The organism is Peribacillus sp. NPDC096540, assembly GCF_050278525.1.
Classification (GTDB): Bacteria; Bacillota; Bacilli; order Bacillales; family DSM-1321; genus Peribacillus.
Genome location: NZ_JBNNTG010000023.1, coordinates 1 through 24,262 on the forward strand (window position 1 = coordinate 1; position 24,262 = coordinate 24,262).

The window sequence follows — 24,262 nt, forward strand, 5'->3', positions numbered from 1 at the left end:
TTTTGGACTTTAACTTGTCTTGGAGTTTAATCCCTTTATAGAGCCTTAGTATCAGATTCCTGTTCGTCGAGCCAAGATTTTATTCCACGCTTCCTCCAGCCCTTACCTCACGATAAGTACCTTGCGCTTCCTTAGTGGTTGGTCGATGTGTACCCCCACAGTGGACTTTCACCACCTAGATAGTTGCCATGCCTGGCACACAAGAAAAAGCTGCCTTAAAGACAGCTCTGATCTTCAGCTAACGCACCTGATAGTTCTATAAGTTTCTAATGATATTTTCAAGTTGGATACGAACCTTATTATCACATACTCCCCCGTGGTAGCAAATTACAGATTCAATATCGTATATTAAAAATTTATCTAAAGAAGAAATCGCAGTATCCATATCGAGTGTTGTTTGCTCAACTGGTCCTCTTAGATTTCCATCTATACAAATCATTGCATCAGCAGCAACAAGAACTCTACTTTTTTTCAAATAAAGGCTAATATGTCCAGGGGTATGGCCAGGAGTAAATAGAACTTTTATCCCTCCGAAATAGGGTAGTTCTTGACCGTCCGATAAAGTAGTATCAATCTTAGCTTTTGGAGGATTTTCACAAATCTCACGCATTATTCTTGATTGGTCTTCTGGAAGAGAGTCTAAAATCTTAGCCATACTTTTAGGGTTCGTCTTAATAAGAGAAATTTCCCCTTCTATGTATGGTTTATCAAGTTCGTGAGCGAATATCTCAATACTTCCTTTAGTTGCCTTTATGATTTCTGGCACATTTCCAATATGGTCAATATCTTGATGTGTTAATATAACTGCTTTTAATTTATCTAATGATAAACCTATTCTGTCCATTGCTGAGATTATTTGCTCATATTGTCCTGGCATTCCTGTATCTATCAAAATAGCTTCTTTATCATCCCAGAGAAGCGTCGGGTGTATGACTGCTTTCCCTCCAAACGCTTCAGCTTCTAACTCAAGCATTTCAACTCCATTAGCTATTCTCATTAAATTTTCCCCTCCAAATTATTAATTAATTGCATATCTAATTAACTGTTTAGTTTAATTTATCAATTAATCAGGAAGGTTTCAATAACAAATATTTAATCATAACACATAAAATATTTTTTGTCAATTATTTTTATTTGTTGCACTATAGAGCTAAACTGCCTCAATAGTTGCATAAAGAAAAAACTGCCTTAAAGACAGCTCCGATTTTCAGCTAAAGCACCTGTTAGCTCTATAAGAAAGCCCTCCTTAAAAAAAAGCAAGCTCTATAACTTAGAGCCACGTTCTTCTGTCCCCTCCTAGTCCCTCGAGATTTAGTTGAAATCGGAAAGTCAATATTCCCTTTTAATCGCTCCATAAAAAATTCATTGAACAACGCTGTTAACTTGTCTAAGGTCTTTTATTGAACCACTAGAAGCAATAAAACTAATTGTATATTTTATAACGAATATAATTATAGTTTGAAGTAGGAATGACTTTTGTCACCTTTCCACTTTGGTCTTTGTAGATTTCATATTCACGATAAGTTTCTACAAGATAACCATCTATGACTTCTTTATTAATTAGTCTTTCATCTAATTCAAATTCTTCTGATGAATTCGTTTGTTCTTTAGTTTCAGCCATAGTTTGTTCAGCATCATTTACACTTTCTTGTCCAATTAAAAAGGGTTCTGTATTGTGCAAAGACTCCAAAGAAGATGATTCTAGATACAAAGCAAGTAATATGATCATAAAAAGAAAAAATAAAGGAATGATATTCATCTTATTTTCCACTGAAATTCTTCCTTTCTTGTTCAAAATTAATTTCTTATCATTTTATGAGCACTTATTCTATTACATGTCTAACCCATTTTTTCCTGTCTGCATTTTTCGGAAATGGAATTAATGATAATCAAAGCGCTTTTTAAAGCACCTTAGGAATTTAATTATATAAGGGACCATTATAGGAAATGAAAAAAGAATCTTCGATTGGAAGACCCTCTTATACTGCTTATTAAACAACTAAAGCACCCGTTAGTGAAAATTAATCCCAATAATTAAATACAACATCCCCCACTGTTTCAGGTTTCCAATGGACAAGTTCTTCCAATTCATCTTGGTGTAAATTGTTTTCGTTTTTAACTATAATCTTTTCACCTGTTTGAGTATATCTTAAAGGTTCATTCAACAGGTTAGGATGTAGTATTTTATAATACTGTTTGAATCGTTTAGCTATTTCAGGTTCATCGATGAATGGAAAATATTTCACATATAATTCACGAGTTGATGTAAAAGCCATAAAAGGATACTGACTATTAAGCAAAATATGAATTCTTTTATCTTTAACTTTAATTATACACTCGTAAAAACTCTTTCCTGCTTCTGCTCCAATAAAGTCCAATACTTTTGAACCGAACAGAGAGTAACATATTTGTTTGAATTTATTCTCTTTAACTGACGGTGCTGGTTGAAAACCTGTAATTCCTGAACGCAGAATTAGCATACACAAACCTCCTAATGATAAAACCCTTAAAACCTGCCCCGATAGTTGCATAAAGAAAAAACTGCCTTAAAGACAGCTCCGATTTTCAGCTAAAGCACCTGTTAGTTTTATAAGAAAAGCGATTCTTATTATTTAAGAATCGCGCCCGATTGTGGAATAAAAGCTGTTAGAGTTCAAGAATCATACATATTTCAACATGCTTTATTTTTTATGACCAATAAATTACGGTTGCTAAAAACTTGTATCATCATGTAAAATTTTTAAGCTTGGAATTGTTTTTCCTCAGTATCTTTTTGAACGTTAATTCTTCTCACGATAAAGATGAGGACAAGTGCACCTAATAAGCAGGTTGCCCCTCCTGCTCCCATCAAGACGATTGAAACTCCAAGCCATTTGGCAAGAAGAGATCCCACAGTTGGTGCAATAAGCATAGAAAATGTTTGTAAAGATGTGGCCACAGCAGATACTCTCCCCATAATTTGCTTAGGCGTCTCGGACTGTAAAATAAAACCATAAGGGACAGACTCACCAGAGCTAATAAAGCCAAGGAAAAAAGCGCCAATCATCTAACCCCAATAAGGAAGATTTACAATCCCCATAATACCAAACCCCATTACAATTATTAAAGAACCACTAATAATAGATGAACATGACATTAGATGTAACGGTTTGTTTTTCCAATTTATCCAATTCCCTAATAGAAGTGAACCTACTACGCTTCCAAGACCTATCGCACTTATCAGTAATCCAAAATTCCCTTCATTAAAGCCTAGATTTTGAGCGATAAATACCAATAGTCCATCGTACAGGAAAATGATAAAAAACGCTACAGAGGAAAAAATTACTGAAATTTTTAATAAAGGGGTAAATAAAATGTGCTTGATACCATCTGAAAGTTCTCCCCAATAATAACCACTATCACTATTTTTAGTTTTTGATTTATTCTCAGCATTCATTTCTTTTTCATCTATGTTGGGAAGAGTTAATAAAAATACCATTGCAATGAAAAAAAAGACAGCTTCAAATAAAAAAGGGCTTTTTGCACCAAAAAAAGCTATGATGCCCCCACCAAGTGCAGGGCCAATAATTTTCATTGTATTTGTAGAAAGCTGGCTAAGTGTTACTGCCTGAGGAAGGTGGTTATCAGGTATCGTAAACCTGAGTATACTTTGTCTTGCTGAATCATAAATTGCTGCGACTGTTCCCTTCAAAAACACAAATATTAAAAGGATATAAAGATTTGGAGCAAAGAATAGTCCTACTACAATCAAGATTCTTAAAAATAAACAAATAACCATTATTTGCTTTTTGGGAAGTCGATCCACAAAGACACTTGCAAAAGGACCTATAATAACCCAAGGTAGTCCTAATACAATGATTACTGCAGCAATGGCTGTTTCATCTAGCCCCCAATTGTAAGCAACAATAACCTGCAAAGCAATAAAATCAAGCCAATTACCAAGGTCTGAAAATAGCTGTGCACCAAATAGTGAACGAAATGCACGGAATCTAACAGGCTTAAATATGCCAGCTTTCATCTGTTATTTCTCCTTTTCTTCTTGGATTGCTTTTCTTCGCCTTTCTAGAAGTTTTTCTGTATTCCCATTTGGATCCTGTCCTTTTGGGAGTTGATTTTTTTCCAAGGCATTTATCGATTCTTCAATCCACATCAACTCAGCTTCTAATTGTATTTCGGCATGGCGAATTGCTAGCATACCAAAATTACTGATGTAAGAAACACCGTTTTGGGGCCAAGCTTTAACAAATTCAAGTAAATCCTCAGTTGTCTCTTTTCTTTTTAGAAGATGACTGATTAATATTGAGCTTTCTATATCTTCATGCCATGTGGACATCTTTATTAATAATTCATCTCTAATATTTGGATAGGCCGGGGGAAGCCGAAGCCAATCTTCAAATTCTTCCCACCCCTTTGGAGTAAGTTCATAAAGTTTCTTTTTACGTCCCTCTTCATCTTGTTCGATAGGATAAATAAAACCCTCTTCTTCAAACTTTTTTAGTTTAGGATAAATACTTCCATAACTCATCCCCCAATATAAGCCGGCTGCTTTATGCTCAAACTCAGATTTAATATCGTATCCGGTACTTGGATAAAAACTTAAAATAGCAAGAATAGAATGTTCAATAGACAACGTTTACTAACCCCTTTCACATATCAAAGTGATATATCATCATGATATGTCTATTTGCAGGTTAAATCAACCAAATAATAAAAAAATTTCCATATTTTCAAGAAAGTTATCTTATTTCATAATGATCCAATTTTAAAGAACTAACGCACCAGTTAGTTTAACAAGAAAAAGTTAGGCACTTCTATTTCACATAATGTTTATTGAAATCTAGTTTATGTATAAACCCTCACAATCTAATAGAGTAATGTAGGACCCCTAATGTACGAATAACAATGACATCCTATTAAAGTAGATTACTTTAAATAGGATGTTTTTTTATGCAAATGTGAATAAGGTATGCAATTTTAAATGTTTTTGGAACTTAATTGTGGTCTCAAGTACAGAATTCTTCTCATTTTACTCTTGAGAAAGAGTATTTCATAAGGGTTGTGTAGGTCGTTTACTAATTATGTAAACTTGGCATATTTTTTGCTTTAATTTATGTATAGAAACTAAAACAGAAATAAAGGGGGTTGTTATGTGTCAGATTCAAAAGGGATGAAGAGGTCGTTAACTCTTATTCCTGTCGTTCTATTTGGTTTTTCATTTATGGCGTTAGCCACTGTGTTTAGTACATATGGAATCGCGGCTCAATTATCTCATGGTATGGTTCCAGGATCCTACTTACTCGCTTTAGGTGTGATGTTCTTTACGGCATACAGTTATGGACAGATGGCAAAGGTTATACCTTCAGCCGGTTCTGCTTATGCGTACACACAAAAATCAATCAATTCTTATGCTGGTTTTCTCGTAGGTTGGTCGATTTTAATGGATTATTTATTCATTCCAATGGTCAATTACTTATTATTTAGCATTTTCTTCTCGGCAGCTTTTCCATCTATACCGTCATATGTTTGGGTATTAGGTTTACTGTTGATAGTGACAGTGATTAATGTGATAGGCGTAAAAATAGCGACAAAAGCAAATGCTCTCCTCACAATTTTAGCCATTCTTTTCATCGCTATATTTATCGGATTATCAATTCGTGAAATTACCGGTGGCACAGGAACGGGTACACTTTGGAGTTTTGAATCTTTTTATAATACGAATGAGCACTTTTCTTTCATCGTCGCAGGAGCAGCACTTCTTTGTTTCTCATTTCTTGGGTTTGATTCTGCTACAGCATTTGCCGAAGAGACAATTCAACCTGAAAAAACCATTCCCCGTGCAATCTATATCATCATGTTTACAGGAGGAATTCTATTTATAGCCGTTTCATATTTTGCACATAACGTATGGCCTTTATATGATACGTTCAGTAATGCGGATGCAGCAGCCAACGAAATTATTACATTAGTTGGCGGAAAAACATTTGCTACTTTCTTCTTAGCTGTTTATGGGTTCACCGCCTTTGGATCTGCAATGTCTTCTCAAGCAAGTGCATCACGTGTCCTTTATGCAATGGGGCGTGATGGACAATTACCGAAGCAATTCTTCGGAACTCTTCATAAAAAATATAAAACTCCTGTTAATAACATTCTTTTAATTAGTGGGTTTTCACTACTTGCATTAGTTTTAAGTTTGACATTAGTTGCTTCATTTATAAATTTCGGAGCCTTCCTTGCCTTCACCTGTGTTAATCTCTCTGTTATTTTTTATTACTTTATCAAGAACAAACAGCGATCTTTCAAAGGAACCATTCTATATTTAATCATCCCACTTATTGGAGCCGTTCTTGATTTATGGTTACTTGTGAATTTAGATATTCACTCGAAAGTACTTGGAGGAATTTGGTTCGTGCTTGGATTTGTATACATGCTGGTATTAACAAAAGGATTTAAACAGTCACCTCCAGAAATAAATTTATCAGGTGAACATACTTAAAAATAATTGGGGAATTATCATGATAAAAGAAATCAAAAGTAATAGAATTTTTACAGGATTAAGTGAAATGCCTGAATTGTAATTTGTCATAGGAATTACATTTTTTAAATAAAACAAGTGGAATACGAAAATAAGATTTTACTATATAAGGAGAGGTAACAATGCCAATCATAGCTGATATTGTAATTAGTGGGAATTGTGTTTTAACCGGGTCAACAGACTCTCCCGTTCCAGCGTCTATATTAATCAAGGAAAATAAAATTATAGGAGTTTTAGAATTAGGTAGCTTTGCTGAATATGTAGATAGTCGGACGAAGATTTACCATTTTGGTGATCAGCTGATTATGCCGGGTTTCCATGACTTTCATATCCATTTGTTGTTAGGTGGTTTATTGAATGATAGCGTTCGGCTCAATTCAGCGAGATCGGCAAAAGAAGCCGCTGAGATGGTTAAAGAATACGCAGACACAAAAATAGATGACCCCTTTGTCATAGGGTGTAGCTGGGAACAAAACCTTTGGGAGGAAGGGCAGCCGCACCGATCCTTCTTGGACGAGGTAATTTCGGACAGACCTGTGCTGCTATATCAGGCTGAATTTCATAGTGCATGGGTGAATTCCAAAGCGTTGGAATTGGCAGGGATTGATAAAAATACGGAAAATCCCCCATACGGCGAGATTGTTAGGGATGAAAATGGGGAGCCGACAGGATTATTACTTGAGCACGCTGTAGGTTTTGTCACAAAAGCATTACCTATTAATCTTGAAACACAAGAGAAGTTACTCAATAACTTTTTACGTGAAGCAGCTAAATATGGGGTTACTTCTGTTCATGATTTATTAAGAATCCCAGAAATGGGTGTGGAAGAAGCAGAATTGTATGCTGAATATGAAAAACAAGGTAAGTTAACTGCAAGAATTCATTTTGTTGCTCCATTAAACGGAGATTTGGGACTGGCAAAAAGTTTACGTGAGAAATATACATCCAATATGGTTCAATTCTGTGGCTTCAAGCAGTTTGTCGATGGAGTCACCACCAGTCATACTGCTTATTTGCTAGATGAATATACAAATAATCCATCAACAAAGGGGAATACAGTTTTTCCAGCGGAGACGATTAAAAATTGGACAGTAGAAGCTGATGAAGAAGGATTTCGGGTTCGCTTCCATTGTATTGGGGATGGAGCGGTTAAATTAGCCTTGGATTCTTTTGAAACAGCCCAGCGGAAAAACGGGGTGAGAGATTCCCGTCATGTAATAGAGCATGTAGAAATGATCCATCCTGATGACATTGAAAGGTTTAACAAGTTAGGAGTACTTGCCTCTGTTCAGCCAGAACATATCAACGTTACACAAAGGGAGGTGTATGAGGACTTAATCGGGCAAGATCGAATGAAACATACCTATTTACTAAAAACGATGATAGATAATGGTGCGAATGTTGTATTTGGCACAGACTATCCAGTTGTCAAGTTGGAACCATTGCCAGGGATTTATCGTGCTGTTACAAGGCTAGATGATGAAGGTGTAACATGGGATGAAAAGGAACGAATTTCATTAAAGGATGCGCTACTTGCTTATACTTCGGCTCCGGCATATGGGGCTTTCCGTGAAAAAGAACTAGGAACAATTGAGGCTGGAAAACTTGCAGATATTATTGTCCTTGACCGTAACTTATTTGATGTTCCGTATGAGGAAATCAAAAAAGCAAATGTTGTTTTTACCATGGTAGACGGAAGGGTTGTCCATGAAATTGTTGGGGAGGTATCCATATGAGCAAAGTGAATATAGGATTAATTCAATTGACTTGTGATGAACGAATTGAAGTGAATGTAGAAAAAACAAAAGTGAAGGTAAGAGAAGCTGCAGCTCAAGGTGCGAAGATTGTTTGTTTACAGGAACTCTATCATTCTGAATACTTTGCTCAAACAGTTTCTGTAGAGAATTATAAATTAGCAATCTCTTTAGACCATGTAGCTATAAAGGAGATGCAGGAACTTTCTAAAGAGCTAGGAATCGTGTTAATCGTCCCTTTCTATGAATGGGTAGCAAAAGGGATCTATTTTAATAGTGCGGCAGTTTTTGATGAAAATGGAAAACATTTAGGCACAACCCGGAAAAATCATATCCCAGACGGGCCTCAATACCATGAAAAATATTACTTTACGCAAGGAAATACAGGGTATCCAGTGTATGATACGAAATTTGGGAAAATTGGAATCGGCATCTGCTGGGACGAGTGGTTTCCAGAGGTAGCCCGTATTCTGACATTGAATGGAGCAGATATACTATTCTATCCCTCCGCAATTGGTTCGGAGCCGGATCATCCAGAGCTATCGACTAGAAGAACCTGGACCAAAGCCATTTCTTCACACGGCATTCATAATGGCGTATTTGTAGCTGCGGTTAATCGAGTCGGCCAAGAAAAAGATATGAGATTCTATGGTGGAAGTTTCATAAGCAATCCGATGGGAGATATTCTCCAATCATTAGATGAAGAGGAAGGAATCCTGGTCCAGGAAATCGATATAAAAGAAATCGAGTTTGCAAGAAATCTCCTACAATTTTTAAGGGATCGACGAACGGATACATATGGGCCAATTTTGGAACAATGTTAGGGTTACCCATCCTATGTATTAGTACGTACCACATATTGGGGTCCTACCACATTTTTGAATAAAAAAAATAACATAATAAACTGAAGGGACTGCCTTATTTTAAATAGGGCAGTCCCTCTTCCTTTAATTCATTCGTTCGTCATCCTTACTGGTGATAATGACTTCATATGGATCGTCCTTCCCATTGGCTGTATAAGAAAGTTACTCTGCCTTTCACTTTTTTGTACAATAGATACACTTTTTCAAAGTAAGCTCCTGTGTTATTATTGACGGGCGATACACAGCAATTTTTTAGCCTTTAGCCATATCGTCAATCCAGTTGCCCAAAGGATTAGTGCGGAGCCGAAGCCGATTATCGCCAACGGTGCAATGATTTGATGCTTCCACAGCGTGACAATTTCAGGCATAACGAGCAATGTAATAATCGCGAGTAAACAGAGGAGTGATCCCGTAACAAAGTAGATTCTTAATTGATAAAGATGCGCCAAAGGTAAAAAATGAATACCCACAATTAAGGCAATAATTGCCGGTATAAGATCAGTCATATTAGTAATGTTACAGATGGCAATTGTAATCCCGACTGCCAAAACTTCTGCAATGAAGATTATGTTAAACCAAAACCTTATACGCTTCCAGCGCCTGGCATCTTCTTCTGAAACCTGATTAGGTAATTGTCGTGATGCCCGTATTAATGAAATGCCACCAATAACCAGCATAATACCCACGAAAACAGCAGCGAACTCCACGTAAGGAGATCCCCAACCTTGCAATCCCATTACACCAGTACCTGCCCAAAGCGTACCGAAAAACGCCATGAATAGCAAACCAATTGCAGATCCGCGAACAGCAGCTCTAGAAATGATTCTTGAAGTTTGCACCATAAATAAAATTCCTTTCATCTTAAGTATTTGGTCACTACAACCGCATGTTTATCAGTTATTTGAATATTAGGCACTTCATTCGAGAAAGAAAACTATATCCTTTTTCATTATATTCAGGCGTACAAATTACTGAACTATTCTGCCCCATTTGCTCTTCAAGAAAAAAGCGACACTTCGTTATTGAAGTATCGCAACAGTTCGTTCAAGAAGTATTAGTTTAGGATAAATTCTGTTATTTTTTTCTATCAAGTACCTTTATTATAAGTCCAAATAAAGCTATACCAGTTAAAGAACCCACAGCGAATGACCAAGAGAAGTAATCAAGGATAAAATAAACTATCAACATACACGCAATATATCCTGCTGAAAAACCTATTATATATCTTATCAATTTCCCTTCCCTCATCTCTCAATATATTTCATATATCCCATCATAAAACATGTGTTTCTTGTTCAACAACCCTGCCCCTTTAGTTGCATAACAAAAAGGTTGCTTCAGCAACCTCCCTTATTGAAGTAAAGCACCCGTTAGTGAAACAAGAAAAAGGCGAAGTAATTTACTCTTCTGTTTTTATTTTTACAAAAAAAAGCTTCCCTAGAAACTGACACGGCAGTATTAAGGGTAGCTTTTTAAGGAGCATATCTATTTTCTATTCCATCCACTTTTTGTAGAGGGCGTCAAATTTCCCCTGGAGCTTCATTTCATCCAGCCACATTTCCAAGTAGCTTGCATAAATGAAATCACCTCGCGGGATCATATAACCTTTTTCACTGTTTGTGAAAGGCTTGTCAGTTAGAGCCGCATACAGTCTGGGATCAGCTTTAGCATACAGCATTGCTTCTACTGTGTCTGTGATCATAACATCATACGTACCTTCTGCAACAAGATGAGGGATATCAAGATTGTTTTCTACAACAGTTACGTTAGCATTGCTTAGATACTGACGAACAAATGCTTCGTTTGTTCCGCCTGGATTTACGCCAATGCGTACAGAAGGCTTGTTGATATCTTTAATGGTAAGATAATTGTCTTTATCTTTCTTGCGAATCAAAGGCACCTTACCGAATGAAAGGTAACCTTGGGATACATAAGCGCTTTTTTGTCTGGCTGTGTTGCGAGTCACACCGCCCACAGCGATATCAAATTTGTCCGCTTGTAGGTCTTTCATCATCGTTGGCCATGTGGTAGCGACAAATTCTACCTCCACACCGAGGTCTTTGCCAAGCTCTTTAGCAGCGTCCACGTCAAAGCCTTCATACTCATTTGTTTCTGGGTTCAAATAGGTAAAAGGTTTGTAGTCCCCGGTCATTCCTACCCGAATGTATCCTCGTTCGATTATTTCATCAAGCTGGGAAGTCTCAACATTTTTCAAATGCCCTGGTGCATTTTCTGATGCGGGTTCAGCCGATACGTTTTGCGAGGAGATCAGGTCGTGACCGACGTACCCTGTACCTAGCAAGGATAAGCTGATCACTCCAGCCATTAGTGTTTTTTTCCAATTTTTAAACATGTGATTCCCCCTCCATTTTTTGATATATTTTCAGAAATAATCTACCAATTATTAAAATACGACAACATCAATGAATCACCTTCAAAACAAATAAAAATGCCACTTTTTTATATTTAGGTTAGATTAGCGTAACAGTTGATATTAAAAGGACTACACATATTAGATATATCTAATATATGTAGTCCTAATTTAATTTCTTGTTGAACTAACGCACCTTTTAGTTTAAATACAACATTTCACAATCTTGCTTCTTGGATAAATTACTATTCCTAAATGTTTGATATATAAAAAAAGGAACTCCTGCTAACCAGGAAGTTCCCTTTTTATTTCGTGAGATAAAAATACACCAAAACAACGATTGAAAAAATAGGCTGCGGTTAGGGTTTCAAGTTTTTTTTCAACCGACAACTGTTACATTACCTACAGGAGTTGCATTGAATGTATAGGGTTGGCTACCAGCACCTACGACTTAAAATTTTGTATTCGTAGCACCAAAAAGGCAAAATTACAATAAAACTCCAGAATCAATAATAGCTCCTAGACAATCTAACCGGTATAAACACTTTCACATGTTCCAGGTTTAGGTTCATAATAACAATGATTTTTATATTGTCCAGCAAAAGGTTGATCGTACCATGTTGGTGGGCATGGAGCATATGGATTAAAATACCAAAGGGCATATTTCCCTGGGTGTTGTCTCCAGTATTCCAAATTCTGTTTTGCTAATCGTTTTTCAGCAGTTCTAGCTCTTTGATAAAATACATTACCTTTTTGAACAGCTTCAAAAGAATAATTTCCTCCTTGTACGTGATAAATGACTTGTGGAATTGTTCTTAAATCTTTAAAGTCTAAACAATCAGCTTTAAGACGATTAACAATTACATTTCCAACATATAACATTCCTTGTAATCCTTCACCTTCGGCTTCTGCTCTCATCATCCTTGCCATTAAGTCAACGTCTGAACTTCGGTAATTTACTCTTGGCATTTTTTCACCCCAAATATATCGTATGAAAAAAAGCCTGCATTAATGTCACTGTCTATAAAATAAGAATGCTTAGTTTTTAAAGCTTTCAGTTTTTAAGTAAGATGAAAGCTATGGCATTCTTTTTGATACCTTTATTCAAATAAACTGACCCGATAGTTGCATAAAGAAAAAACTGCCTTAAAGACAGCTCTGATCTTCAGCTAAAGCACCCGTTAGTTTAAGTGAAAATCTTCACAAACTTTTTTTATCTTAGGCTTTGTTAAATAGTATTGTTGTTTTTCAGGTATAAAATATGGGAACGTCCGATTTGGACGTTCCCGTTCTTATTCCATTAAAGCCCCCCTATAATGGAATAACTGTAAAGCTAATGAAGCTTTTTTAAAAGCTGCGTTTCGCTGCCCAAGCACCTTGCATTTTACTAAGGAATACAATTTGCCCAATATGATATGCGTCGTGCATTGCTAAACTCTTCAGTTCAAGCACTAATGAATTATCTCCTGGAATCTGTCTATACAAATCTTCATGTTCTGATTTTGCTAGTATTTTTCCAAGTTCACGATGAACATAAAAGTATTCTTGTTTTGTTTCCTTCCAATTTTCTAACGTCTCAGTTGGTAATCGAAATGTAGAGTCATTATTTTCTGCCTGTGGTTCATTCGCTGTTTCACCAAGAAATCGCATCAGATATCTCTTTTCAAAGAAAAGTAAATGACAAACTAATTCCCAAATGGAATTCATTGCCCCATCAGCTGGTTTCCAAATTGCCTGTTCAAAAGTGATGTCCTCTAGCACTTTTTCAAGTGGTGGAAACCAGTCTTCTTCATCTAAGCAGCTTGCCCATTGTTGTAACAAAAGTGTCTTTACATCCATTTTCTATTCCCTCCAATTTAATCCTAGATTGAATTTATTATTGCTTACCTTACAATAGATTCGCATCAGTTAAAGAGTATTCCTCTAGACAGAATTTCTTTTATTACTTGTTCCATTATTTCACCTTCTAAAAGATTAGGTTATCATATTAATTATTTTTCAACTATTCTGCCCCGTTAGTTTAAGTACATTTCTTCATAATATAGTGATATTGGCATAAATATCCAATAAAAAAATCATCTACCTCTAAGAAACCTATAGAGGAGAGATGATTTTAATCAATCTTTATTACAAATTATCAATCTTTATTATAAATAATCAAACTTTTTTACAAAGCTACAGTTGTTTAATTTTTCTTATTCTTAAAGCTTCATAAGTTCAACATAATATTTTTATAAAATACGTTTAAAATCTTTGTTTATACTTGCTTGTTTTAGTCTTTTTGATTTCACCAGGTATTTAATATCAGAGATATTATCGTATGAGAGTTGAACATAATAATAGTTAATATACTCAAGCAATGCAAAAACATAAATAAATCCCGCAATTGATAATCCTCCTAAAGGTAATAAAGGATACCAATAAAAAAAATCGATAACAAACATAATAAGTCCGGCGATAATCATTCCAACATTCACTTTCTGTAAATTTTTTAATCGTTGAACAATCCAAACGGGAGTAATAGATGTCTTTTCCTTTTTTAGTCTTTTCCATTTTACGTACCAGTAAACAGTCCCTTGTAGTAAGAGAAACTCCAAAAGAAGAAATGAAATCCAAAAAGAATATAGCGAGTATAAATGTAATTTAGGATAAACATAATTAATTAAATAACTTAGAAAAACAAAACTAATTATTGAAAATAACTCACCTGTATATAAATAGAATAGCCTCTTTTCTATATTTCTTCTCATAGTTCTCACCTTTTATCATTATTATTAGGTTTTAAACATCTTTATTATTTTTTCAACAACTTTATTGTTCGCGAACAAAAATCTTGCTTCTTTTTCTTTTTAATAAATAGTTATTGTAGCTTTACAATAAAGTTTGAACACTTATAACAAAGTATGTTTAATAATTAACCTTTATTAACAAACTCATAAACTTCTTTAACCGAACTACTTGATAGTGTATAAATAGTGTGCGTGTCTTTTGTATTCATTATCGTTCCAGATTCTTCTGTGATCCAAAGAAAGTAAGTTTCTTCGCCAATACTAAATTTATACTGTGGTTCTTCTACCATATTGACAATACCTGGCTCTTTTTTCGAATTGCTTACTGCTCTTTTAAAAATGTCTATTTCTTCCGCATCTTTTAATTCTAAATCATTCATTTTAGTTTTAGAGTTTGTTTCTATTTCTGTTTGTGCTTCTGAACCATTTTCAGCGACTGTTTCACTTATTTCATTCTTTGGTTCTTGAGAACATCCGACTAATGCAAAACCAATTACGATAAATAAAATAAATATTTTTTTCACGATACATACATCCCCATAATTTAGACGTTTAACCTTTTTAAAAGGTTCTATATTTTCCTACACTATCCTGCCCCGTTAGCTCCATAAGAAAAAGAGCTGCCAAAGCAACTCCCTTAATAAAGTAAAGCACCTGTTAGTTGATTAAGAGTTTTGTTACCTCCACCATTCTTTAACAGTTATTTTATGTGATTTCTGATTTTTATCTATAATTTCAACCAAACAATTATATTTTTCTAATTCAGCACCTGAAGCACCTATATGTGGATCAAATACAATAATTGCTTTCACAGAATATACATTATCTAAAGGAATATTTGCACCAGTTAACAGGCGTTCAAAATCCTTCCGTAAATCATCTAATGATTGTTTGATAACAGGGATTTCGAAGGTTTTTGGTTGGATACTTCCTTTTAAAATATCTACTATAATACTATCTATACTCTTATCTTTTGCAATATTAAATAAATGTTCAACTACATACCCATTATCCCGATAATTCATTAAACTTAAATAACTGTGAACAGTGTTATGCCCTATACTCTTTAATAATTTTAACTTAGCCATTTTAGCACCTTCTGTCCGTTTTCATTAAATATATTTTATCACGCTCTTCAACTAAACTGCCCCTTTAGTTGCATAAAGAAAGAGCAGCCTTAAAGACAGCCCCGATCTTCAGCTAAAGCACCTGTTAGTTCAACAAGGTTTACCTTATCCCTGACGTAATATTTTTTGAAACATTTTTGGTTGATGTTTTTCAAAAACCTTTATCAATTCTTTTCCAAAAATAGTTATGGTTCTTTCCCAAGGGTGTCCTAATAATCCCCATTCAAAATTCTTATGAATAAAAAAGTAATAATCACCGTTTGGAAAAATAGGTACTGTCCATTCATCAAATTCACTTTTCGGAAACTCCAAACGGGGGTTTATCCAGTAACAAGAATGTTCCCAATCTAATGCGTACATATATTCATTTTTCTGTGTAAGTTCTTGAAAGACAAGTAATGATTTTTCCTCTAGGTCATTATAAATCTCATCAAAGGTATCTAAATCCACGGACCCATTTAAATACTTGAATACATCATAAGTGATAAATGGATTTGGCACTTCAAAAGATGGGAAGTTTGATATGCTTGGTTCAAAAGTAAATTCATCATATATCCTATCCCATACCTCTTTATATTCTAATGTAGATAATTCAATCCAATTTTCCATTTGAATAGCCGCCTTTACGATGCTTTTAATAAGAGGGTTATTATATCATTTCTTGTTCAACTATCCTGCCCCTTTAGTTGCATAAGAAAGAGGTCGCCTCAGCAACCTCCCTTATTGAAGTATTGCACCCTTTAGTAGAAGAACATTGAAGCTACCTTATTGGAATAGATGATGAAGCAGCCGATCTTTATCTTCAAAAAACTGTTTCATTAACAAATAGTGATTTGACTCCTCTAACGTTACTTCACTCAATCCACCTTCTTTAATTTCAATAATTTTAGCATCTGGATAGGCCATAATTATTGGAGAATGTGTGGAAATGATAAACTGGGAGCCTTGATTAACAAGTTCATTTATTCTGGCTAACATCGATATTTGTCTCAATGGTGACAAAGCTGCTTCAGGCTCATCGAGGATGTACAGACCCTGGCCTTGAAATCGCTCTATAAAAGCTGAAAAAAAAGATTCACCATGAGATTGTTGGTGAAGTGATTTTCCTCCAAAGGAATCTATAATTTTTGGACCACTCAATGGCTCCTTGTCTAATTCCTCTATATTTGTAGCTAAATTATAAAAGGTTTCCGCTCTAAAGAAAAAACTATCCTTCGGCTTATAAACCCCCTTTTTTAAACGGAGATATTGTTCTAAATTTGAGTGTGAATCATAACTGGAAAAGTTAAAATTTAAAGTTCCACCTTCTGGGTTAAATCCAAATGCAATAGCAATCCCTTCAAGCAAGGTTGACTTCCCCATTCCATTTTCACCTATAACATAAGTAACACTGGGATGAAAAGTTAATTCTTGAAAGTGCTTAATTACAGGTAGATTAAGTGGGAAATTTTCATACGAGGAAATTTGATCACTTTTAAGGTAAATACCCCTGATATACTGTGTATCATGATATAGCTTCATTAATAATCACCTCGTGTCGAATACAATTATTTAACTATAAACAAATAAACTCTTAGGAACCTTTACACAAATTATCTGAGCTTCATATGTATCATTATAATAAAGTATAGCAGATCTATTTACACTATCCTCCCTCAATATAAAGTGTAGTCTCTCCGATTTCTCGTGTTTTCTCAGAATTTTATAGAGTTTTTTAGCTGGTTATCTTCTAAATGTTTTAAAATATTTAAAAGAGGGAATTTATGGACTTTAAATAAATTATACAGTACTTATAGGCCTGCCCGGTGTTAACTGCTGATATGAGGCAGTAGAAAGAACAAGAAATCCTTATAGTCAAAGTGCACTGCCCTTTGACGAACAAAAAGCTTGAATCCCATTAGAAATCAGGATTCTTTGCTTTTTATCAGGGTCCTCTGTGCTATCTTACTTCACTATCCCTAAAAAATAAGCACAACATAAGAAAACCATCGTTTAGTTTCTCAACGGAAATAAGCATACTTTAGCTATCAAATTTTGTTAACTATTTTTGATAGCAGTAATGAAGGCCTGCATTATTGCTGATCTATCAATCCATGATCTTTAAGGAGAGTGTGTAATGAAAATCCTAAAGGTATTTCTAATGCTTATTGTACTACTATTTAGTGGTTCAATGAGCAACATTCAAGTAAGTGCAAACAACCCGAAGGTGAAAGAACTGCAAGTTGGGGAATCGTTCGATGGGGTACAAGGGACAACGGTAATACAAAACATTAAAACTGATAAGGTATATATCTATAACAAAAACAGAAGCACAGTGCGCTTTTCTCCAGAATCGACTTTTAAAGTGCCAAATGCTTTAATCGGCTTACAGACAAAAGCAGTACATGATGAATTTGAAGTGAAGCGTTGGGATGGTGTACTGAGGGAATTTGAGGATTGGAACAGGGATCATACGCTGGCTTCAGGCATGAGACATTCAGTAATCTGGTATTATCAAGAAATGGCCCGAGATATTGGTGCAGAGGATATGCAGAAATATGTGAACCGAATCAATTATGGTAATCGGGATATATCCGGAGGGATTGATCATTTCTGGCTTGACATCAGCCTAAAAATATCTGCCCAAGAACAAGCTCATTTTATGGAGAACCTCGTAGAAGAAAAACTGCCCTTTGATAAACAGCATATGAGAACAGTAAAGAGAATCATGATTAATGAAGAAGCAGACTCATATATTCTCCACGGAAAAACAGGTACACGCCTTTCCGATCTGGGGTTAGGCTGGTATGTGGGTTACATCGAAACAGAGAAAGGGAAATGGGCCTTTGCAACGAACATTAACGGAAGCGGAAGCAAAGCAAAGACGATCACAGTAGATGTTCTGAAAGAAATGAAAATTATTAAAGAATAAACCTTCGCGCATGCTGAATTTTACAATATGAGGAAAAATCAAAAGGAACCTATTGATTCAGGTTCCTTTTAATTTCTTTATGCTCTGCCTTCTCTTAGCCTGATACATAGGTGTATTTATGGTAATGAGTGACACATTAAGCAAAGTTGTTGGTCGGCACACTTGCGGTTTTTTGAAGGATTTTGACCCGTGAGTTTATAAAAAACAAAAACTCCTTCCCATAATAGAAAAAGAGTTCAAAAAGGATTTTTAATCTATTACAACATAAATCTCACAAGTAGATTCCTGAGATGTTATTTATTTTTGGATGAAGTTATAAATTTCTAACCTGTTGGTAACTTCATTATATCTTTGATTGTTGAAAAATATTTTCTTACAGTCCCCATTTTGTTACTTTGCTGATTAGAAGGTTCATTTGTGGTTTGAGCATCGGCCAACAGTCCTAACACTCCCATTTCCTGTTCGCTATTGTTGGAAGCATGATCTATGAGTTCGGGGGAGTAGATTCGCTTTCCATCCATTATACTGCGAATCGAACAGGCTAACTCGTCGCTCGGGCTGTCCTTCAATAAATACCCTCTTACATTAGCTTTTAACGCACGTTGATAATAACCAGTTTTTCTGAAAGTTGTTAAAATAATTACTTTGTATTCAAATGGCTTTAAAGCTTCTGCTGCCTCAAGTCCACTCTTTTCAGGCATCTCTATATCCATGATACAAACATCCGGCTGTAATTGGTGCACAAGTGTAAGTGCATCTACTCCATTACTCGCTTGCCCGACAACTTCAATATCTTCTTCAAAATTAAGTAGGGAACTCATTGCCTCTAACAGCATTTCCTGATCCTCTGCAATTACAATTCGAATCATTTAAGTTCTCTCCTTATCGGGCAGTTTATATTAATCAAAGACTCCCCCTATAATCAAGGGGAGCCTGTCCATAAATGGTGCAGTTATAGTTCAGATTTCACATTAACAGAAACACTTTTTTCCGCTGCATATTTTAAATCTTTGAACCCAATAAAATTCTTACTTTCCTCATCCCACAGGCGGAAACGGATTGACCGCAAGCTTGTAGCAAGAGTAATCGTTGGTACGTTCTTTAAAGGAAGGGTATTATTATGTGCCTCTTCTAGTTTATAGTTAGGTACCCTTGGACTTAAATGGTGCACATGATGGTAACCGATATTACCAGTAAGGAACTGCATCAGTTTTGGAAGCTTATAAAAAGAACTTCCTTCCACTGCTGCTAATACATATTCCCACTCCTCATTTTCTTCAAAATAAGAGTCCTCAAATGTATGCTGGACGTAAAACAGCCAAATGCCCACTGAACCTGATATTAAGAAAATGGAACCTTGTACTAAAAGAAACGACTGCCAACCAATTGCCAAGCAAAGTAAACCTACTAAAACAACGATTAGTACATTCGTCAAATAGGTATTCATTTTTTCCTTCTTTCTAGCACCTTTTCGGTTAAATCTATTTTTAAGAAGGAAAACATAAATTGGACCTAATCCGAACATAACCAATGGATTACGATAAAAACGATAGGCTAAACGAAGTCTAAGTGGTGCTGCCAAATATTCATCCACCGTAAGTGTCCAAATATCTCCTGTACCTCGCTTATCTAAATTACCACTTGTAGCGTGATGAACAGAATGCTCATGCCCCCATTGATCAAACGGGAATAAAGTTAAAACACCCATAAATGTCCCAACTATTCTATTGATACGGCGGCTTTTAAAAAATGAATGATGCGTACAATCATGAAAAATAATGAAAATTCTTGTCAAGAAGCCAGCAGCCAATACAGCTGGAATTAAAGTTAACCAATAAGAAACGGAAAGACTTATATATGCTAGGTACCATAAAATAATGAACGGCCCTAATGTATTGATGATCTGCCATATACTTTCCTTTGTCGTTGATTGTTCAAAAGGAGCAATTTGTTTTCTCAAGTTTTTAGTATTTTGTATGGTCATTAATCAATTGCACTTCCCTTTATGTGTCGTTATTTTATATTATAAAGAAATCAACCTGATATTATTAGTACCAGGTGTCATGACTAGAAGATGACAAATGTCATGTACGAGTTACACTTACCCAAGTTTTTTTCCTGTAAACTCCAAAAAAAAGGACATAATATCAGAAACACGCTAATTTCCTTAGCCTTATTCAAAGAGTAGTCAATGCGTTTCTAAGGAGTTTTGGGAATGCTGCCACCCAAAATAGTTTCTAAATCTTTGTTTATAATCATTCAAATTGTTATTCCAAAAAAAAAGTTAGCCTTAACTAAAGGCTAACTCAGTTTGTAGGCAAAAGAGGTTCTATCTAAATGTTAAAACAAAGTTGATTGGAACGGGTGTGCGAGACTCCTGCGGGAAAAGCGCGTCTAGGGGAGCCCCCGCTGGCGCAAGCCGAGGAGGCTCCCGGACCGCCCGCGGAAAGCAAGTGCCTTACGTTCCAATTAAGAATAAAAAAATAAAGAACTATGCCTTTAACCCTTAGGGCCTTGGCATAGTTCTTCCGATAAAAATTACATATATATTAAAGTTATCTACACATTTATTGGTTATTCTCGATCGAAAAGAGAAGCACCCGCTATTCCAGGCTTTGTCATCTCATAAGGGTTTAGAATTAAATCTAACTCTTCTTCTGTTAACACATCATACTGTAAGCAAAGTTCGCGAACTGATTTGCCTTTTAAAATTGCTTCACGCGCAATACGTGAAACCACTTCGTAACCAAGGTGCGGGTTGACTGCTGTAATCACTCCAACACTTTGTTCGACATAATCTTTTAAATGTTGCTCATTCGCTTCAATACCTTCTAAACAATAGTCTGTAAAGACATTGAATGCATTATTCATAATGCTAATTGATTGCAATAAATTGAATACAAGTACTGGCTCCATCACGTTTAATTCTAATTGTCCTGCTTCTGAAGCTAAGCAAATCGTATTATCATTCCCAATTACTTGGAAAGCAACTTGGTTAATTAATTCTGGCATAACTGGATTTACTTTTCCAGGCATTATCGATGAACCTGGTTGACGTGCCGGAAGTGTGATTTCTGCTAACCCAGCTCTTGGTCCTGATGCCATCAAACGTAAATCATTAGCAATTTTAGACATATTCATCATACATACTTTCAATGCAGCTGACACTTCAGTATAGGCATCCGTATTTTGTGTTCCATCTACTAAATGTTCTGCACCTACAAGTGGCAATTCACTAATTTCAGCTAGATACGTCACAACATTTTTGATATAACGTGGATCTGCATTTAATCCCGTTCCAACAGCTGTTGCTCCCATATTCACTTCATATAAATGTTGACGTGATTGACTAATTCTTTTTATATCTCTCTCTAGCACGCGACTATATGCCTCAAATTCTTGACCAAGACGAATTGGCACTGCATCTTGAAGATGTGTACGGCCCATTTTGATAACATGATCAAATTGTTTTGCTTTTGCCTTAAAAACCGAGCCCATCTTTGTCATTGTTTCTATTAACTGCTCTAATAGTCGTAGTGTTGATAAATGAATAGCAGTTGGGAATACATCATTGGTTGATTGTGACATGTTAACGTGGCTGTTTGGACTAAGGTTTGCGTAATTACCTTTTTCGTGTCCCATTAATTCTAACGCTCGGTTGGCAACGATCTCATTAATGTTCATATTCATCGATGTACCCGCGCCACCTTGAATTGGATCAACGATGAAATATTCATGCCATTTTCCATCGATCACTTCATCTGAAGCTTTAACGATAGCGCTTCCAATTCCTTCATACAAACGTTTTGTGTCCATGTTTGCTAAAGCGGCCGCTTTTTTTATCATGGCTAGTGCACGAATCATTTCTTCATTGACTTTGTAACCGGTAATCGGAAAATTTTCTACAGCGCGTAGAGTTTGTATTCCATAATAAACATCTGCTGGTATTTCCTTTTCACCTAGAAAGTCTTTCTCAATTCGGCATGTTCTCTCGTCTATCATCATTTCCCCTGTTCCCCCATGTTTTTAAAATGTAATATCTTCTGCAATTGGTGTTTCCATCATTTCCTTCACCTTTTGTGGATCCTGTGTCTTGCCTAATACCCACATCAATTTAGGAACGATGGCTTCTGTATTCATATTTCTGGAACGAATGATGACATTCTGATTTACTTTTCGCCCCACTTCATATATATCCATATCCTCCCCTTCCTCTAAACATTGAGTAGTAATGACAACAGATATTCCACACTCGGCCAACTCATTCAATTTCTCCAAAATGTTTCTTCCGTGAAATGGAATACCACCGCTCCCATAACTTTCAATTACAATCCCCTGATATATATTTTTCAGAAAATCAAAGAATTCTGGCTTAATTCCGGGATGTAACTTTACCAAAGCAACATCAGTACAAAGGGAGGTATCTAACTTAACTTCCTTATTCTTTGGTAAATGTACAGACTTATTATACTCGATTTTATCTTTAAAGATAGAGGCAACATAAGGATAATTAATACTTTCAAACGAATCATAGCTTTTCGTTCTCAATTTAATGGCCCTTGTTCCCTGAATGACTCTACCATCAAAAACTACATATACTCCTCCGATCCCTTCACAAGCAAACCGAATCGCGTCAGAGATATTTCTTTTCGCATCTGTTTTTTTAAAGGCAATTGGGATTTGAGAACCTGTAACCACAATTGGTTTCTCTACATCTTGTAACATATATGAGAGCGCTGCTGAAGTGTAGGCCATTGTATCTGTCCCATGGGTGATAACAAAGCCATCGTAATCATGGTAGTGCTCATGGATGGATTTTGCCATTTCAGACCAATATTCCGGTTGCATATTTGTACTATCAATATTCATCAAAGGCTTACTATCAATCTGACAGAGTAAATTTAACCCCGGTAGATGACCTAAAATTTCGTCAGCTTTCATTTCTGGAACCAGTCCATTTTCCCCTTCTAACGAAGCAATTGTCCCACCGGTAGTGAGCAGCATCAACTTCTTCAAAATTATACCTCCTTTATAATTTTTTTACCTATATCGGGTATTTACAATTACTATAAGTATAATGACAGAAATAAATGCATTTTTTATTAAAATTCGCGTACCGCGAACGCTATTTGTATTATAATTTTATAAAAGAGGGAAATCAAGCAAAACATTATTCGCTTCGCGTACACTTTATATTAGTATGATTGAATAAGAATTAGAAATAGAAGGAGTACGAGAAATGATTTTAAATAGAATAATCTCATTAAGAAAGGAAAAAAGATGGTCATTGCAATACACCGCTGATCGACTCGGGATTGCCAAGAGTACATATGCAGGGTACGAGTCTGGATATCGTCGTCCATCATTAGAATCTATTAAGTCAATGGCTGATTTATTTGAGACTTCGATTGACTACATTCTAGGTAGAGCTGATCATCCAGCTTTTCTGCCTAAAGAAGCTTCCACAGAGTCAGTTCAATTCATGGAATTAACGGATCTCCCAAATTTGGAGCTAGCTGTCGATGGAACAACTCTTTCAGAAGAAGAAACGATACAATTTATTGCTTTTATTAGAGCTAAGCGAGAATTAGAAGGAAATTTCTATAAACAATATGAAACAAGAGATTCATTGGGCTAAAGCCAGGTAATTGGATTCTGGACCAACCTCAAATTTTATCAATAAAATAAAAACATAACCAAAGTACAGAATATTCTAGTTTTTCACCAAGGAAATTCATCTTTAAGTATGATTATAAATAAATCATATTAACTGAAATTCATTTTGGTTTTTCAATCTGTTTCTTTTCGCTCCAGAACCCAAAATAATTATTTCCCTAAAAATATATTCATCAAAAACAGAAGGTGGTTTATTTGAATATTTCAAGCTGAGCCCCCGTGCTCAGCTTGAAGAAATC

24 protein-coding genes are annotated in these 24,262 nt (G+C 35.5%); 5 read left to right on the forward strand and 19 right to left on the reverse strand.

The genetic code is table 11. From position 1 onward, the window contains the following. Nucleotides 1-256 precede the first annotated feature (256 nt). The 6 genes from ACQKMR_RS18410 to ACQKMR_RS18435 form a co-directional block, all read right to left on the reverse strand. A complete protein-coding gene (locus tag ACQKMR_RS18410) occupies nt 257-997 on the reverse strand; it encodes an MBL fold metallo-hydrolase (protein ID WP_427698601.1) in 741 nt (246 codons plus the stop codon). Nucleotides 998-1,423: 426 nt separating this feature from the next. Beyond that, nucleotides 1,424-1,771, reverse strand: coding sequence for a hypothetical protein (locus ACQKMR_RS18415; RefSeq protein WP_427698602.1), 348 nt, complete (start codon nt 1,769-1,771; stop codon nt 1,424-1,426). Nucleotides 1,772-2,021: 250 nt separating this feature from the next. Then, complete coding sequence (locus ACQKMR_RS18420; RefSeq protein ID WP_427698603.1) at nt 2,022-2,480, reverse strand: hypothetical protein; 459 nt, start codon at nt 2,478-2,480, stop codon at nt 2,022-2,024. Nucleotides 2,481-2,740: 260 nt separating this feature from the next. Then, nucleotides 2,741-3,046 carry a hypothetical protein gene (locus tag ACQKMR_RS18425; RefSeq protein ID WP_427698604.1) on the reverse strand — a complete coding sequence of 102 codons (306 nt, stop codon included), beginning with the start codon at nt 3,044-3,046 and terminating at the stop codon, nt 2,741-2,743. Further along, nucleotides 3,047-4,018 (reverse strand): MFS transporter, encoded by a 972-nt coding sequence (locus ACQKMR_RS18430; protein ID WP_427698605.1) that lies wholly within the window; start codon nt 4,016-4,018, stop codon nt 3,047-3,049. Nucleotides 4,019-4,021: 3 nt separating this feature from the next. Continuing rightward, a complete protein-coding gene (locus tag ACQKMR_RS18435; protein WP_427698606.1) occupies nt 4,022-4,630 on the reverse strand; it encodes a PadR family transcriptional regulator in 609 nt (202 codons plus the stop codon). 537 nt (nt 4,631-5,167) lie between these two features. Between ACQKMR_RS18435 and ACQKMR_RS18440 the strand changes: the two genes are divergently transcribed. The 3 genes from ACQKMR_RS18440 (at nt 5,168) to ACQKMR_RS18450 (ending at nt 9,110) form a co-directional block, all read left to right on the forward strand. Then, nucleotides 5,168-6,493, forward strand: a complete 1,326-nt coding sequence (locus ACQKMR_RS18440) for an APC family permease (protein WP_427698680.1) — start codon at nt 5,168-5,170, stop codon at nt 6,491-6,493. A gap of 161 nt (nt 6,494-6,654) precedes the next feature. Beyond that, nucleotides 6,655-8,268, forward strand: a complete 1,614-nt coding sequence (locus ACQKMR_RS18445; RefSeq protein ID WP_427698607.1) for an amidohydrolase — start codon at nt 6,655-6,657, stop codon at nt 8,266-8,268. Further along, a complete protein-coding gene (locus tag ACQKMR_RS18450; protein ID WP_427698608.1) occupies nt 8,265-9,110 on the forward strand; it encodes a carbon-nitrogen hydrolase in 846 nt (281 codons plus the stop codon). Before ACQKMR_RS18445 ends, ACQKMR_RS18450 begins: the two co-directional genes overlap by 4 nt. 263 nt (nt 9,111-9,373) lie before the next feature. Here ACQKMR_RS18450 and ACQKMR_RS18455 read toward each other — a convergent pair whose 3' ends face one another. The 9 genes from ACQKMR_RS18455 to ACQKMR_RS18495 all read right to left on the reverse strand — a co-directional run bounded on the left by ACQKMR_RS18455 (nt 9,374) and on the right by ACQKMR_RS18495 (nt 16,957). Further along, nucleotides 9,374-9,991 (reverse strand): hypothetical protein, encoded by a 618-nt coding sequence (locus ACQKMR_RS18455; RefSeq protein ID WP_427698609.1) that lies wholly within the window; start codon nt 9,989-9,991, stop codon nt 9,374-9,376. A gap of 650 nt (nt 9,992-10,641) precedes the next feature. Next, nucleotides 10,642-11,502 carry a transporter substrate-binding domain-containing protein gene (locus tag ACQKMR_RS18460; RefSeq protein ID WP_427698610.1) on the reverse strand — a complete coding sequence of 287 codons (861 nt, stop codon included), beginning with the start codon at nt 11,500-11,502 and terminating at the stop codon, nt 10,642-10,644. 546 nt (nt 11,503-12,048) lie between these two features. Beyond that, complete coding sequence (locus ACQKMR_RS18465; protein ID WP_427698611.1) at nt 12,049-12,489, reverse strand: cell wall hydrolase; 441 nt, start codon at nt 12,487-12,489, stop codon at nt 12,049-12,051. A gap of 378 nt (nt 12,490-12,867) precedes the next feature. Continuing rightward, nucleotides 12,868-13,359, reverse strand: coding sequence for a DinB family protein (locus ACQKMR_RS18470; RefSeq protein WP_098372726.1), 492 nt, complete (start codon nt 13,357-13,359; stop codon nt 12,868-12,870). A 392-nt stretch (nt 13,360-13,751) separates the two neighbouring features. After that, nucleotides 13,752-14,270: a general stress protein gene (locus ACQKMR_RS18475; protein ID WP_427698612.1), complete on the reverse strand. Its 519-nt coding sequence runs from the start codon at nt 14,268-14,270 to the stop codon at nt 13,752-13,754. Between the two features lie 164 nt (nt 14,271-14,434). Further along, a complete protein-coding gene (locus ACQKMR_RS18480; RefSeq protein WP_427698613.1) occupies nt 14,435-14,833 on the reverse strand; it encodes a hypothetical protein in 399 nt (132 codons plus the stop codon). A 153-nt stretch (nt 14,834-14,986) separates the two neighbouring features. Beyond that, nucleotides 14,987-15,397, reverse strand: coding sequence for a hypothetical protein (locus tag ACQKMR_RS18485; RefSeq protein WP_427698614.1), 411 nt, complete (start codon nt 15,395-15,397; stop codon nt 14,987-14,989). 144 nt (nt 15,398-15,541) lie between these two features. Next, nucleotides 15,542-16,045, reverse strand: coding sequence for a DUF2716 domain-containing protein (locus ACQKMR_RS18490; RefSeq protein ID WP_427698615.1), 504 nt, complete (start codon nt 16,043-16,045; stop codon nt 15,542-15,544). A gap of 156 nt (nt 16,046-16,201) precedes the next feature. Then, the gene (locus ACQKMR_RS18495; RefSeq protein ID WP_427698616.1) at nt 16,202-16,957 is read right to left on the reverse strand and encodes an AAA family ATPase; all 756 of its coding nucleotides are present in this window, start codon (nt 16,955-16,957) and stop codon (nt 16,202-16,204) included. A 595-nt stretch (nt 16,958-17,552) separates the two neighbouring features. Here ACQKMR_RS18495 and blaOXA point away from each other — a divergent pair. Next, nucleotides 17,553-18,347: a class D beta-lactamase gene (blaOXA, locus tag ACQKMR_RS18500; protein WP_427698617.1), complete on the forward strand. Its 795-nt coding sequence runs from the start codon at nt 17,553-17,555 to the stop codon at nt 18,345-18,347. Nucleotides 18,348-18,670: 323 nt separating this feature from the next. On the opposite strand, the gene ACQKMR_RS18505 is transcribed toward blaOXA, so the two are convergent. From ACQKMR_RS18505 to ACQKMR_RS18520, 4 genes are all read right to left on the reverse strand, one after another. Beyond that, nucleotides 18,671-19,216: a response regulator gene (locus tag ACQKMR_RS18505; RefSeq protein WP_427698618.1), complete on the reverse strand. Its 546-nt coding sequence runs from the start codon at nt 19,214-19,216 to the stop codon at nt 18,671-18,673. Nucleotides 19,217-19,299: 83 nt separating this feature from the next. Next, nucleotides 19,300-20,331 (reverse strand): fatty acid desaturase, encoded by a 1,032-nt coding sequence (locus ACQKMR_RS18510; protein ID WP_427698619.1) that lies wholly within the window; start codon nt 20,329-20,331, stop codon nt 19,300-19,302. A gap of 590 nt (nt 20,332-20,921) precedes the next feature. Continuing rightward, nucleotides 20,922-22,352, reverse strand: coding sequence for an aspartate ammonia-lyase (aspA, locus tag ACQKMR_RS18515; protein WP_427698620.1), 1,431 nt, complete (start codon nt 22,350-22,352; stop codon nt 20,922-20,924). A 21-nt stretch (nt 22,353-22,373) separates the two neighbouring features. After that, nucleotides 22,374-23,363, reverse strand: a complete 990-nt coding sequence (locus tag ACQKMR_RS18520) for an asparaginase (RefSeq protein WP_427698621.1) — start codon at nt 23,361-23,363, stop codon at nt 22,374-22,376. A gap of 223 nt (nt 23,364-23,586) precedes the next feature. Here ACQKMR_RS18520 and ACQKMR_RS18525 point away from each other — a divergent pair, with 223 nt between their 5' ends. Next, complete coding sequence (locus tag ACQKMR_RS18525) at nt 23,587-23,985, forward strand: helix-turn-helix domain-containing protein (RefSeq protein ID WP_427698622.1); 399 nt, start codon at nt 23,587-23,589, stop codon at nt 23,983-23,985. Nucleotides 23,986-24,262: the final 277 nt, after the last annotated feature.